The 14,965-nt window shown below is 66.0% G+C and carries 7 protein-coding genes; 4 read left to right on the forward strand and 3 right to left on the reverse strand.

Annotated elements, in window-relative coordinates:
- Positions 1-7: 7 nt before the first annotated feature.
- Both DBO33_RS09170 and DBO33_RS09175 read left to right on the forward strand, forming a co-directional pair.
- The gene (locus tag DBO33_RS09170) at positions 8-2,134 is read left to right on the forward strand and encodes a WXG100-like domain-containing protein (protein WP_107654651.1); all 2,127 of its coding nucleotides are present in this window, start codon (positions 8-10) and stop codon (positions 2,132-2,134) included.
- Between the two features lie 163 nt (positions 2,135-2,297).
- On the forward strand, positions 2,298-2,684 hold the full coding sequence (locus tag DBO33_RS09175) for a hypothetical protein (RefSeq protein ID WP_107654652.1): 387 nt from the start codon (positions 2,298-2,300) through the stop codon (positions 2,682-2,684).
- A gap of 89 nt (positions 2,685-2,773) precedes the next feature.
- Here DBO33_RS09175 and eccCa read toward each other — a convergent pair whose 3' ends face one another.
- Genes eccCa through eccD form a run of 3 tightly spaced genes read right to left on the reverse strand, consistent with a single transcriptional unit; the run spans position 2,774 to position 9,662 of the window.
- Entirely contained in the window at positions 2,774-6,811 is a 4,038-nt protein-coding gene (gene eccCa / locus DBO33_RS09180) for a type VII secretion protein EccCa (RefSeq protein ID WP_107654653.1), read from the reverse strand.
- Positions 6,812-6,826: 15 nt separating this feature from the next.
- Complete coding sequence (gene mycP, locus DBO33_RS09185) at positions 6,827-8,215, reverse strand: type VII secretion-associated serine protease mycosin (protein WP_107654654.1); 1,389 nt, start codon at positions 8,213-8,215, stop codon at positions 6,827-6,829.
- Entirely contained in the window at positions 8,208-9,662 is a 1,455-nt protein-coding gene (eccD, locus tag DBO33_RS09190) for a type VII secretion integral membrane protein EccD (protein ID WP_107654655.1), read from the reverse strand. Before eccD ends, mycP begins: the two co-directional genes overlap by 8 nt.
- A 199-nt stretch (positions 9,663-9,861) precedes the next feature.
- On the opposite strand from eccD, the gene eccA reads away from it, so the two are divergent.
- Positions 9,862-11,679 carry a type VII secretion AAA-ATPase EccA gene (gene eccA / locus DBO33_RS09195; protein WP_107654656.1) on the forward strand — a complete coding sequence of 606 codons (1,818 nt, stop codon included), beginning with the start codon at positions 9,862-9,864 and terminating at the stop codon, positions 11,677-11,679.
- 492 nt (positions 11,680-12,171) lie between these two features.
- Complete coding sequence (locus tag DBO33_RS09200; RefSeq protein ID WP_159080176.1) at positions 12,172-14,958, forward strand: hypothetical protein; 2,787 nt, start codon at positions 12,172-12,174, stop codon at positions 14,956-14,958.
- Positions 14,959-14,965: the final 7 nt, after the last annotated feature.

Genomic DNA, 14,965 nt, shown 5'->3' on the forward strand with positions numbered 1-14,965 from the left:
CACGGCGATGATCGAGATCCCGCAGGATCTGAAATGGCTGGGCTGGTTGGTCGGTGTCGACCTGCCCGCCGGTAACGAGGACCTGCTCTTCGCCATCGGTCGGGCCTGGAGCGAAGCATCGAAATCACTTGCTGCGCAGGTCGACCCGCTGACTCAGGTGCGACGGAAAGCCAGCGGCGCGTACACCGATGGCGCGGGAGCCGAGACCATCTCCGCGTTGTTCACCGACCTGCTCGACGGCGACGCTTCGTTGGCGAAGCTGGCCGCCAACTACGACGAACTCGGTGATGCCGCTTTCGATTTCGGCACCACCGTGCAGGCGGCGAAGCTGATGATGATCGTCTCCTACGCCATGTTGGCCGTGGAGATCCTGTGGGCGTGGATGTTTCCGCCCACCGCGCCCGCTGTGGAGGCTGCGGCGATCGCAGGAACCCGATCGGGCTTGCGGCGGGTTGAGGATCTGGTGATCACGCGGATCGAGCAGGTGATATTGCGGGCTTTTGGTGCTGTGGGGCAGCAGGCTTGGACGAAGTTGGTGGTCAAGAATCTGGCTACGTACGCGGTGAAGGGTGCGGTGTCGGGTGGGCAAGCGGTGTTGGTGGACGCGGCTATTCAGGGTGGTCAGATCGCTGCGGGTACTCGGCGTCAGTTCAACGGGAATGAGGCACTGCTCTCGTTTGGCGCGTCCTATGCGAGCGGTTTGTTCGGTCGGGCAGCTGGGCATTGGGGTGGCATCGGGTTCGACGCGTCGATCGGCAGGCTCACCAACAAGCTTGGTCGTGCGGCGGATGTGGGCCGGGGTGCGGCGATCGGTGCGTTCGCCGGGGCGGTCGGCACGGTCGGCAGTTCGATGGCGTCGGCGATGAACAGCGGTAGCTGGCAGGGGGCGTTCACTGCGAGCGGGTTCGGTCTCGGTGCGTCGGGTGGTGCGTTTCGTGGTGCGGTGGCGGGTGGTGCACGTGGCCTGTTCCATCTGAACCGGGTGCCGGGCAGTGCGGCGCGCACCGGTTTTCTCCGGCATTTCCAGCTTGATGCCGAAGGGAACGTGTATGTCCCGGCGAGCCGGGCTGCGGCGGTCGGTGGGTCGGTGAGCGACCAGCCCATTCCGCGACCGGCACCGGTAGCGCGGCCTTCGGTCGACCGGTCGGTCGAGTCGACGCCGCAGCATCAGCGCAGGCTGCGCGAGCTCGATCGGCAGGACGCGGCGAACCTGCGCGAATACCAGCGGCAGGTGCGCGCTTCCCAGCCCCAATTGCGCGCTCAGCCTTCTGAATCCGTCGAGAACCCGCTGCGGGCTCGCGCACTGGGGGCCACGGACGGGCCGGAGGCGACCGACCGGCAGCCGCAGTGGGGTTCCCGCATGTCCGACCGTGCCCAGGACATGCAGAATCGGTCCGATGTGGCCCAGCAGACCGCGGATCGCGCGCAGGCAGGTGCCGACACCGTGCAGCGGCGGGCAACCATGCAACAGACAAGAGCGGCAACGGAAGACGGCGTCGCGGAGCAAGCACGGACGAACACCGAACGGGCGCAGCAGCAGTTACGTACCGCGGAAACTCGTCTGGAAGCGTTGCGCGCGAACGACTCTCCCGATACTCGGCAGGTGGAGCGGGCCGAACTACGGGTCGCCCGCGCCCGTGTCGAACACGCGAGCGCGGAGTTCGAGCAAGCCGCCGCGCGCCTGCGGGCCGACACGCACCAGCGTCGAGCCGACGACTTCCAGTCCCGCGCCGACGAATCGCAACGCAACGCCGACCTCGCCCAGCACCGCGCCGACGACCTGCGCATGGTGCGCGTCCATCCGGATGTGATCAACCGCAGCGCCGATGCCGAAGCCAAGCCGACGGTGCGCCCGATCGGCGCGGAGAACAGTTGGTGGCAGCGGGCTTTGCTCCGTAGTGAGCAACTCGGCAAGGAATACGGCACCGGTGGTCCAGGGACGGACCACTATCAACCCAAGGGCACCGATCTGCGTGCGAAGACCCGCCCCAAACTCGATTCCTATCACCAGCCGATGATCGAACCGTACATTGCGCCACCACCACCCGACCCGGCCGTGTGGGGCCCGCCGCCGAACCCTGAAACCGACTGGCAGCCACCGGATTCAGACAACCTGGACCGCGAGAACCGTTAGACGCACTCCTTCTTGCAAACGCGCGCGTGTCAGCGCGGCAAGTCGGTGTGCGAGAAATCAGAAAGTGTGCGTCTGAACCCGAAACCCATAATTTGCATAGTGTTTCGGAACCAGTCGCCCGCAATCCCGTCTCCCGCTGCCTGTACTGGCCAGAGTGGTCCGGGTGGAGCAGAGTATCGCCATCGATTCGACTACCGACCTGCATTCCGCCGCCGTGGTGATGGACAGCGTGGCCGACGCGGTCGACCGTGCGGTGCGTGTACTCGCCGACACGCTGACGCTGCTCGGTGATCCGATCACAGTGCAGCACAACGGAAGCACACCGCAATCCACGGTCACCGCAGGCAGTAGCGCCAACCCGCCGTGGGGCACCGACTCATACGGTAAGTCGTTCGCCGATGGCGAGGCCGGTTACGTGAACCTCAGCACCGACCTGCTCCAAGGCGGATTCGACCTGGCGCACACTCTGTCTCAATTCGCCCACGGAATGAGCCGGGCCGCAGGCGATCTCGACAGCACCGAGGAAGACGCCACCGCAGCGTTCTCCTGACCGCCTAGCGCGCTGGATGGCACGCGACACCAACAACCCACGTTCAGCCGGAGGTTGCTCGCGCACATCGCCGAGCAACATCCCTCCGCTCAGCTCGGCGGTGGCAGATGGCAGATCTGAATAAGATCCCGCCCCCGCGTCCGCGACACCAACAGCCCACGCCCAGGCGGATACTGAGCCGGACGAACGTCCCCGAGCAGCACACCCTCGTCCTTCGGCGTACTCATCAAAATCCCGTCCACCGACATATCCTTCATCGGCCCGAGAACCGGATCGTAAAGCGCCCGCGCCGCACCACCGGACCGGCGCGCAATGATCACATGCAAACCGATATCCCGCGCCTGCGGCAACAGATCCAGCAGCGGCACCAGCGGATTGTTCGACGCCACCATGTCGTAGTCATCGACGATCACATACACCTCGGGCCCCGTCCACCAGCTGCGCTCCCGCAGCTCCGCAGGCGTGATGTCAGCACCGGGTAGCCGCTGCGACACGAATCCCGCGACTTCCTTCAAGGTCGGAATCGAGGTCTGCGCCGAAGTGGAGTACCCGGCCAGGTGCTGCCCGTCGATCGCCCCGAGCATGGTGCGCCGGTAGTCGACCAGGATCACCCGCGCCTCGTTCGGATGCGAATTCTCCACGATGCCCTGCGCGATATTGCGCAGCAGCGTGGTCTTGCCGCAGCCGACGTCGGCGAACACCAGCAGGTGCGGCGACTCCTCGAAGTCGAGCACCACCGGCAGCAGTTCCGATTCGCTCAATCCGATCAGCACCCGCTTGTTGTCCAGGCGCATATCCAGGTCGCGTGCGGTGGTGAGCACTTGTTCGCGGTCGAGTTCGCCGGGCAGCATCCGCACCCCGGGTGCCCGGCGGTCGCCGTAGAGCTCGGCGAGTTCGGCCTTCGCGGCGACGATGCCGTCGGAGAGCGTTTCCGGGTTCACGTCGGTGTCCAGGCGGGGGAGTGCGATCAGCATGTGCAGCTTATCGCCGGTCATGCCGCGGCCCGGACGGTTGATCGGAACGTTCACCGCCGCACGGCGATCCATCTCCGAGTCGGACGGATCGCCGAGGCGCAGCTCGATCCTGGTACCGATCTGATCCTTCACATTGGGCCGGATCTCGGCCCACCGGTTCGCGCCGAGCATGAGGTGGATGCCGTAGGACAGTCCACGGGCGGCGAGGGCGAGCACCTGGCCCTCGATCAGGTCGAAATCTTCGCGGAAGGCGGCCCAGCCGTCGATCACCAGGAACACATCACCGAACGCGTCGGCAGCGAGCGGATGCGCGGCCCGCTCTTCGGGGGTCAGCAGCGCGAATTCGGCCTTGCGCTTGCGGAATTCACGCATGTTCTCGATGCCGAGTTCCAGGAAGCGGGCCTCGCGCCTGCGCAGCAGCATGCTGAGTTCGGCGACGGTGCGCCGCACCCGGTCGCTCTCCAGCCGCCCGGCCGCGGAACCGACGTGTGGCAGCCCGGTGAGGGCGGCCAGGGTGCCGCCGCCGAAGTCGAGGCAGTAGAACTGCACCTGTTCGGGGGTGTGCGTGGTGGCGGCGGAAAGGATGATGGTGCGCAGGGTGGTCGACTTGCCGGACTGCGGTCCACCGACCACCGCGACGTTGCCTTGTGCGCCGGACAGATCGATCGCGAGCACGTCACGCTTCTGTTCGTACGGCTTGTCGACGATGCCGATCGGCAGCCACAGATTGGCATTCCGGTTGACCTGGGAACGCCAATCATGATCGGGCAGCACCAGATCCACGGTCGGCGAGATGTCGAGCGGCGGCAGCCACACCTGGTGCGCAGGCCTGCCGTGCCCGGTCAGCCGATCCACCACCACTTGGAGCAGCGACCGTTCGGGTTCGGCGGGCGGCGCTTGACCGAGGAGTTCGCTGAGATCGGGCAGTTCGACCGGGATCGGTTGCTGCTCTTCCGTGCTCGGTGCGGCAGCTTCGATGGTGGCGGCGGTGAATAGGTCGACCGTCCCGGCCGTGGCCGTCGGACCGGTGGTCCGGCCTGCGACCGGCGGCACGTAGGTCCCGGACACGTAGGTGGTGTTGAACCGCAACGGATCCGACGAATCGCTCTTCAAATAGCCGGCACCGGGCTGTGCGGGCAGATGGTAGGCGTCGGTGATGCCGAGCACCTGACGGGATTCACCCGCCGAGAAGGTACGCAGGCCGATCCGGTACGACAGGTGCGAGTCGAGGCCGCGCAGCCGGTTCTCCTCCAATCGCTGTGAAGCGAGCAGCAGATGCACCCGCAGCGAGCGGCCGAGGCGGCCGATCATCACGAACAGCTCCGCGAAATCCGGTTTCTGCGATAGCAATTCGGAGAACTCGTCGACGATGATGAACAGCGCGGGCAACGGATCGAGCGGTGCCCCGCTGGCACGGGCCTTCTCGTACTCGGTGACGTTGGCGAAGTTGCCTGCCGCGCGCAGCAATTCCTGCCTGCGGGTCAGTTCACCGGCCAGTGCGTCGCGCATGCGGTCCACCATCGAGAGTTCTTCCTCGAGGTTGGTGATCACCGCGGACACGTGCGGCAGCGGATCGAGCCCGAGAAACGTTGCGCCGCCCTTGAAGTCGACCAGCACCAGGTTCAGTAGATCGGGGGAGTGGGTGGTCACCATCGACAGCACCAAGGTGCGCAGGAACTCGGACTTGCCGGAACCCGTTGCGCCGATGCACAACCCGTGCGGGCCCATGCCGTTCTCGGCGGACTCCTTGATGTCGATCTCGACCCGGGTGCCGTCGGGAGTCGAGCCGATCGGCACCCGCAACCGCTCACGGGCCGACCTGGGCCGCCACACCGTGTCCGCTTCGAGGGTCGCCGCGTCTGCGACGCCGAGCATCGCCATCAGTCCGGGGTCGGTGTTCACCTCGGCCCCGAGGTCGACAACTTGGGCGCTGGTGGCGATCCGGTAGCGCGCCATCCCACGGCCGAAAGTGGCGGCGATATCCAGGCTTACCCGGTCGGGGCCGGCGAAGTTCTCCACGGAACCACCGGTGCGGGCGCCGATCACGTCTTCCTCGACCACCAGTTGCAGCCCGCGCCGGACGGCGAGTCCGGTCTGCGGGGCGGTCAGGTCGAGCACGGTCACCGAGTCGAGGCCGGCGTCGCTGATGATGCGTTCGGCGCCGCTGACGTATCCGTCATCGATCACCACGACCAGGTGCAGCCTGCCTGCCGTGGTCGGTGCGTTGCGCAGGAAACGGCCGCGCTCCAGGAGGTCCTCCGATAACGAGGTCTCCAGTTCCGACAGCGATTCGTACAGCATGCGGGCCGACCCGATTCGGTCGGTGTCGCGTGGATGTTGCAGGTGCGGAAGCCATTTGGTCCAGCTCCACACCTCGCCGTCGGGGTCGGCGGTGACGATCGCGAAGATCATGCTGTCCGGGCCGTGAAAAGTGGCCAGCTCCATCAGCATCGACCGGACGAGCGCGCGGCCGTGCTCGCGCGGCCCCTCCACGTTCACCGCGGGGAACGCGCGCAGCGAGATGGCAGTCGGCAGGCTGTGCACCACCGAGTGTGTGCGGACGAAGCGGCGCAGCGCCACGGTCGCCACCGGCTCCAGGTCCTCCAGCGGAACAGTCTCGGGCCGAACCAGTTTGGTGGCGAGGCGATGGCTGCCGACGCCGATCCGGATGTGCCCGAAGTCGGGGTCGCTCGGCCTGCGTTCCCACATCCGGCGAGTGCCGATCAGGGCGTGCAGGTCGATCGGGTGCGGGTGGCTCCAGAACAGGGCCTCGCGCTGGGCGGTGCCGGTATTGCGGACGTCGCGGCGCAGCTGGTCGAGGTAGCGGAAGTAGTCTTTGCGTTCCTCGTTGAGCTCGGCGGCCGGCTTCCCGCCGCCGCCGGTGCGGCTGGCGAACATGCCGACCATCGACATCAGCATCATCATCGGAAACATCATGGTGAGCGGATTGGAGAACATGGACTTGCCGCCCATGGTGAACATCAGCCCCATCATGCCCACCATGGCGACCACCATCACCACCGGCAGCAGGCGCTGCCACAGCGGCGCGGGGACCGGTGCGGTGATCTCCGGCGGTGCGTTGAGGATTACCTCGCCGCCCGGTGGCCGCGGCGGTGCGATCCTGGCCAGGCGGATGAACCCCTTTGTGCCCATGGCGAATTCCTTCGGTTAGTCATCGCCCGGCAGGACGAGGGGCCTGCGCTGTTCGCGCCGGAACGGAATGGAGAGGGCGAGCACGATGGCCAGCAGCGTCAGGCAGCTCACCGCGCCCGCGAGGCCGATGCGCCGCGGCCACGGGCTCACGAAGGCTGGTGGCGTCGGTCCCGCGATCGGGATGCCCTGGGCTGGATCGCTTTTCGGGGCGGGCGGCACGACCGCGGTGAGCGCGGCGACCGGGTCGATCAGGCCGGCGCCGATCCGGGCGTCGTGGCCGCTGCCCGGGGCGTGCGCGGTGCGGATGATGCGGTCCATCACCTGCTGTGCGGAGAGGTGGGGAAAGCGGGCACGCACCAGCGCGGCGAGGCCCGCGACATACGCGCTGGCGAAGCTGGTGCCGTTCACCGGCGCCACCTGCCCGTCGGCCTGCGGAGTGCCGTTCACCAGCCCGGTGCCGCCCGGCGCGCTGTCCAGCGACATCAGATTGCTGCCCGGCGCGGCCACGGAAACCCAAGGCCCGTACAGGGTGAAGGCCGAGGGCGACCCGTCGGGCTCCACCGATGCCACCGACAGGACGTACGGCGAGAACCACGCGGGCGTCGCGATCGTAGCGACCGCATTCCATCCGGCAGTGCCGTTCTGCTCCTTGCACGCACCCTGCTGTTGCAGGTTGCCTGCTGCCGCGACCACGACGACGTTGCGGTCGTAGGCGTACCGCGGCGACGCGCCGAGCGGGCCGTCGACTGCCTCAGCGCCGACGGGCCTGCACGACACCGCGGAGATATTGATGACCGTGGCGCCGCTGTCGACCGCGTGCACCACCGCGCTGGCGAGGGTGTCGACGGTGCCGTAACCACCCGCCGACATCGCACCGGGATCGTCGGAGCGGTAACTGTTCTTGGCCTGGTAGGCCAGGCTGGTCTGGCGAATGGTGAGGATCGCGGCGGCGGGCGCGACACCGGAGAAGCCGTCGCCGCCCTCGGGGGCGGGCCGACCGGCGATGAGACCCGCCACCAGGGTGCCGTGCCCGTCGCAGTCGGCGGTGCCGTCGGAATCGGAGACGTAATCACCACCCGGTCGCACCGACAGTCGCGGATGTGGGTTGACGCCGGTGTCGATCACCGCGACGGTCTGTCCCTCGCCCCGGCTGAACTGCCAGGCGTTTTCGAGCCCGAGCGCCTTCTGCGCCGCGGGCACTCCGACGGGTGCGGGTCCGGTCCAGATCGGTTGGGAGCACAGCAGCCGCTGCTCGGACGGAACAGGCGGGGCCACTGGGGCATTCGTGATCAGCGCACCCGGATCGACCACCGGCGGTGCGATCCCTAGTGCTGCGCCGATCGGCGCAACGGCCAGAGTCAGCGTCAAGGTAACGACGACGGCCGGCCGGACGAGCTCACGCATTCCGGGCCATGGCGTAGACGTCGAGGATCCAGAAAAGGAGCGGACCGATAATGCAGATCAGCAGGTATTCGAAGATCTCGCCCGCCCGCTGCACCACCGGCGACACCTCCATGTTCGGTCCGGCCACCCCGATCAGCATGCCGAGCCCCGCCACCAACAGCAGCGCGCCCGCAGCGGGCAAGGCCAGCTCCGGCATCCGCACACCCCACAGCACCGCGGGCACAATCAAGGCCGCGCAGCCGCCGGCAACCAGTACTGCGGCCTGGGTCAGATCGGCGAAAGCCCTTCCACGCCTAGCGAGTACGACACCGACCGCGGCGGCGAGCACCGCGCACTGCCAGCGATGCTCGGTGGCCGAGGCGACGACGACGATCGTCGCGAGCACGGTGATCGCGACGATGCCGAAGATCATCCCGGACTGAAAGTCGTTGGCCCGCCGTGATCGTTCGCCGAGGCCGGCCGCCGAGGGGATGGCGGTGGCGCCGACCGCGCCGATGCCTTCGATGGTCGGCCGTGGTTCGTGGTCGCGCGGGTCGATGGCCCCGCCCGCGGTCGGTACCGGCGGCACCGGGAGCCGCGCGGCCGCGACCGCGATCCGGGAGGCGAGGGTGATGCCGAGCAACGCGAAGATGATGATCCCGGCTGCGACTTTCAACGGTGCGACGTCCCAGATCGTCACCGTGCCCGCGGCGCCGACGCCGAACGTCGCGACCGTGATGACACCGGTGAACATCGTCGTGCGCACCGGGATCGCCCGCATCGCGATCACCGCGAGCAGCAGGGTGGCGGCGGCACCGAACAGCAGGTGTGGTGCGCCGGGGCGGCCGGGCACGAATGCCGCTGTGCCACTGCCCATCAGGAGCAGCCCGCACAGGGCCAGCGCGGTGGCGGGAGCGGTCGCCGCGTACTTCTTGGCGACCAGCGCGGCGCCGATCAGGATCACCAGACCGATGCCGAGGCCAGCCGAGCCGGCCAGCACCGACCAGCCACGCGCCGCGGCGAACAGCAGCAGGAAACACGTGCCGACCACCGCCGTGATTGCGCCGCCCATCCCGGCCCGGCCCGCCGACTCACCCGACCAGCCGCTGAAGGAGTCGTCGGTCAGCCGGGCAACCGCGTCGATCACGTCATCGAACAGCGGCGGCGACTCGACCGAATCCACCGCGCGCAGCACCAGCAGGTCACCGTCGAACACCTCGGCCTCGGTGAGCGTGCGCCCCGGATCGATCGCGGTCTGACCGGGCTGGGCGAGGGTCCAGTGCTGGGCGGCGAGCGGCCCGTTGTCCTCCAGTTCGGACAGATCGGGATTGCGAGAAGCGATGAGCGCCACCACATCCGGGATGAAATTTGCGATCGCGACGGTCGCGGGCAGCACCACATCCACCTGGGTGTTGCCACCGATCACCGAGACCCGGCACAGTTGCGGCTCGATCGCCGTGGACTCCATCACGTTCGGGAAATTAACAACGGAGTCGCTCGGTCGCGCGGGCTGAGCAGTGAGTTTCCTCAGTCGTAACCCTGGTCGGGCGCTGACATGCGGTTCTGTGGCGGTGGTGGTCTCGCGCGGTTAATCCCCGGTGAATGCCGCATGCTCGCGCGCAGGGTAAGGCGTGACGCGGCACCGTATTCCGGCTACGTTGCGCCGCATGTCAGCGATTCGTTCAGCCCAACAGGTCTTCGATGCGGGCGTGCTGTCGTTGGGTCTGATGGTCGACGGCCAGCAGGCCACCAAGAACCTCGAATACGCCAAGGTGGCCTTCCGCCGGGCCACCGAGCTCGACCCGGACATGTGCGACGCGTGGCTGGGCCGCCTCGCCGCGGGGGATGCGTCGAACGAGGTGTTCGGACAGCTGCACCGCACCTCGACCACCTCGCTGATGCGGGAACAGCGCAGGCTCGGTTTGCCGCCACGCCAGCTGGCGGGTCGCTTCCAGATCGGCCAGTACATCGACTATCCGGTCGCCGGTTTCACCGAGATCTGGATCGCGCATGCCATGCGGCTGCTGGACGACAAGCAGTTCGACGAGGCCCAGCATGTGCTCGACGAACTGGACGAGCGCCGCAAGAAGATCACCGACGACCCCGATGGTGCGCTGGACGACCGCCTCTGCGCTTATGCCCGCGGCGTCCTGTACTTCACCGCTCAGCTGTGGCCCGACGTGATGGCGGTGCTCGCCGGGTCGGCCGAATGGCAGGACCAGTACATGGCGGTCGGCGCACACGTCATGGTCGGCACCGCGTGCGCGCACCTCGGTCTGTTCGGTGAGGCGACGCGCCGCCTCGAACAAGCCGAGCACGGGCCGATCCCGGCCGCCCGCACCGCGGCCATGTATTGCCGCGGTCTCGCACTGCGCGAACAAGGTAACGAGGACGAGGCGCGGTCGCTGTTCGAGACGGTGTACAGCCAGGTGCCGGGCTTCGCCTCGAACGCCCGCGCCATGAGCGATCCCACCTTCCGGATCATGGTCACCACCCGCGAGCAGATCGAATCGCGCACCAACCGTTGGGATCCCGCGACCGCGCCGTCCCTGGATGAGGCTGCCGAGCAGGAACACCAGGACCGGGCCGAGACAATTCTGGCCACCGCCCGCGCGGAACTGCAGGCCCAGATCGGATTGTCGGCGGTGAAGGTTCAGGTCGCCAAGTTGCAGTCCTCGGCGACCATGGCGAAGATCCGCGCGGAGAAGGGGCTCAGCAGCATGCCGCGCGGGCAGCACCTGGCCTTCACCGGTCCACCCGGTACCGGCAAGACCACCATCGCGCGGGTGGTCGCCAAGATCTACTGCGGGCTCGGGCTGCTCAAGACCGACAAGGTGGTGGAGACCAAGCGCTCCGATTTCGTCGGCCAGCATCTGGGTTCTACCGCGATCAAATCCAATGCGCTGATCGACTCCGCCATGGACGGTGTGCTTTTCGTCGACGAGGCGTACACACTGATTCAGCAGGGGCTCTCCGGTGGGGACGCATTCGGGCGCGAGGCAGTGGATACTTTGCTCGCGCGGATGGAGAACGACCGCGACCGGTTGGTGGTGATCATCGCCGGGTACGACGGCGAGATCGATCGCTTCCTGGCCAGCAACGACGGGCTTGCCTCTCGTTTCGCCAAGCGGGTGAAGTTCGACTCCTATTCGCCCGATGAACTCCGTGACATCGGCAAATTCATTGCCAGTAAACGTGATTCCGCACTTTCGGACGAAGCAGTCGAGATTTTGCGGGAAGCGTGTGTGCAGCTGTACGCGGCGGAACGCACCGATCAGAGTGGTCTGCCGCGGCGCGGTGTCGACATCGCGGGTAACGGGCGGTTCATCCGTAATGTGATCGAGAGTGCGGAGGAAGAACGCGAATATCGTTTGGCCATGGACGAATCCCTCGATCCACGGACCCTCGATGAAGACACTTTGATGCGGATCGAGGGGGACGATATGCGGAAGGCGCTGGATATCGTGCTCGCCACGTTGACATGACGCGTGGCGTTGCCTGCTGGAACGCCTTGTTCAGCGCGGCGCTGGAGAGGTGTTCGTCCCCGTCGGCAAACCTGGAGTCAGGTCTGCAGGCGGCTCAGGCCTGCGGTCTTAGGGCGGCGTAGAGGCACTCCGGACGGAGCTGAACAAAGCAGAGCGCAGGATGAGGGATTGACAATTCCTGAGTAAGAGGTGAGGATACTGCCAGTGCCATAGCTGCGCTCTCTCCCGCTTTCCGGGAGCTCTTCTATCCCAAAGATTTTGACGATAGTCCAACCGAAGCCCTGATCCTGACCCGGATCAGGGCTTCGGTCATTCGCAGGTCAGCCACCCTAGCTCTCGGCACCGACTGTGCTGTGCGACAGGGCAATCGGTCCGGCCACTCACATCCACACACGAGGTGACTCTGTCATGTCCAAATCTGTCGCCGAACGACGCATTCCGGCAGCTGTCCGCAGCTCGGCGAACGTGCTGTCCGAGGAAGGGAGGTAGGCAATGGACAACTCAGAGATCGCCAGGCGCTCTGCATGGTTCAACTCCGTTGCCCTGGCCATGGACAATCCATCTGCTGACCAAACCGGCGATTACGGTACGCGAGTACACAATTTCCACCGGATGACTCCGACCTCGGCAGGGCGTCTGCTCCAACGTCTCGACGCCCGCAAAGCATTGTCCATAGTCACGGAACAGATCGCCGCATCCAACGCGGCTGCGGCCCCCGTCATCTCGAGCACATTGTCCGAGATCAAGCCGGTCAGCGCGGTCACCGGGCTCGGCGCGCCTCCGGTTTCACCGGAGCAACAAATCCAGGACAACAAGGACCGGCTGGAAGAGAACAAGCTGCGGGGCAACCAGGCCCCACCGCCATCACCGCAACCAGTTCCTCCCGCCCAGACGAATCCGACCGCGCCGGTGCAGAATTCGGTGCCGCAGAACCCCTCATCTCCGGCACCAACACCGGCTACAACCCGTACCGACAAGCCAGTCGATGACAAGAACCCACCTCCCGCGCCCCCGCTTCCTGCGGCCCCGACCACCGGCCAGCCGGCAACGGCGAGCCCCAACACCACGGACCCGCTTATCGAACAGTTGCTCGGGACTACCGGCGCCATCGAACAGCCCCATGCCGAAGTCGGCTCTTTACCTTGGATATTGGCGGAAACCAAGAAGCCCCCACCACAAGTCCAACCCCCTCCGGTCGTCAACACCGCCACTGCCGACGTAACTGTCCAGCCATCAGCCTTGGCATCCCCCACTCAGGCCGAGTTGGATGCCGGCCGCGTCGAACGGATCCTGCCCGACAGTGTGGGACCGCCGGAGCGCGGCGGCACACCAGTGGAATGGACCGACGGCAACGGTACCCAGGGTTCGCTGCGGATCGACGAGTACGGACAGCGTCATTGGCGATTCCTGCAATCCAACGGCCGGCTCATCGAGGTGACAGAAGGCGGTGGTAGCGACGGAGGTGATCGGCCGTGGACCCACACCAAAATTACCGAAGCCGAGCAGCGGACACCACGCGTCGATACCTACGGCACCACTGGTGTCACTGCCTATGTCGACACCACCGATGGCGTGGACACCCGCTATCTGCGCTTTCAAGGCGGAGACTTCGGCATCGAAGAACATCACGGCGGCAGCGACGGTCAGGACCGGCCGTGGAGCAAGACTACCCAGGCCACCGATAACGGTGACTACATCACCACCAAAACCCAGAACGGCACCCGCTGGCAAAGCCCGGCGGTGGACGACAAGATCCACACCCGCTACGTGGGCAACGACGGAACCCGAGCCGAACAGGTCATTTCCCTCAACCCCTGGGAGCCTGGCTGGGGATACGTGACCTTGCCCGGCGGGGTGACTCAGAGTTTCACCACCCGCGACGGCGCGGTCACCGGTGGCAGGTACACCGCCAATGATGGCACCGGGCTGGGCGCCTACCAGGTGGTCAACGGTGTCACGACCTTTTTCGCCAGCCCGGAGAACATTGCGAAGAACTGGAACACCGAGGGCATCACTGCCTTGCGGGTAGAGATCGGTCCCGACGGCAAACCGAGAACCTACTACCGGGTGGTAAACGTCCCCGACGAGCAAGTCCGCGACGGCCAACCCGGTGATCTTCCTGGCTGGGTCAGCACTGGGTCACCAGAGAAGGGCCCAGCCTTCGAAGGACTCAGGAATTCGATCAACGTCCTCGGGGACGTCGTCGGCGAAAGACTCGTCGGACCATTCATCACGCTGTCCCACCCCGTCGCCACGTCGCAGGGCCTCATGTTCGTGCCTTACAAGCCGCCACCGGACAAACAGCACACACCAGGTGAAGTGTTCTGGGCCGTCGTCGACATCCTGACCGTCGCCACATTGTTCCTTCCGGTACCTCCGATAGCGCCCTTGCTCTCGCGTGCCGCCCTCGCCGGACGCACCGCGCTCACCGGCACTGCGACCGCGGGGCGCGCAGTGCTATCCGGTGCGGCGATAGTCGGGAAAGCGGCATTGTCCGGCACGGGAGTTATCGGGGGCGCTGCCCTGGCCGGGACGGCGGCTGTCGGGCGCGCAGTGCTGACCGGAGCAGGCTCTCTCGGTCGCCCTGCGATCGCCGGTCTTCAAAAAACAATTTCTGCTGGGGCGGCGCGCCTCGGCCCGCTGAATCGATTCTTCGGCAGCGGACTGGACGACGCCGCTCCTGTGCTGGTTCGCCACGATAACAACTTCTCTTCGACAGTCAACGATTTCGGTAGGACTCCGCTGAAGAAGTCCTACATAGATGATGGCGGAAACCTCGTGCCTGCCAACAAGGACGGCAATACAGAAGCATGGCAGCACATTTTAGGCGGCAAGAATAAAGCTGCTAAAGAAGACAGTCCCTACACGTCGTTCAGCGTCAAAGATGGCAGCGGAAAGGTTTACGGAAGTCAGGAAATTGCCATCGACGTCGGCAAACTGCAAAAGGCAATCGATAGAGGGGATGTCCACAACGCTCAGATACTTTCCCCGAAAGAAGTGCAAGCTTCATTGCAGCAGGAGATCAACAGGTTGGCCAAAGGTCAGAATATCGAGATCAACCTACCGGTCAATGCCTCACCTGATGATGTCAAACGATTCGTGGACGGGCAGGTGCATCGGCTGGCGGACGACGGCATCACCATCAGCAGGAAGGACGGCGAGCGCCTGATCGGTCGTGTACAGGCCATGCTCAACACCCGGCGAGATAACGAGTGGCTGATCAAGGGCATCGTGCCGCAGAAGTTCATCAAGGGCCCATATAATGTCACCCCGAGCTGAAGTTGTT

The sequence above is a fragment of the Nocardia suismassiliense genome, assembly GCF_900269665.1.
Taxonomy (GTDB): Bacteria; Actinomycetota; Actinomycetes; order Mycobacteriales; family Mycobacteriaceae; genus Nocardia; species Nocardia suismassiliense.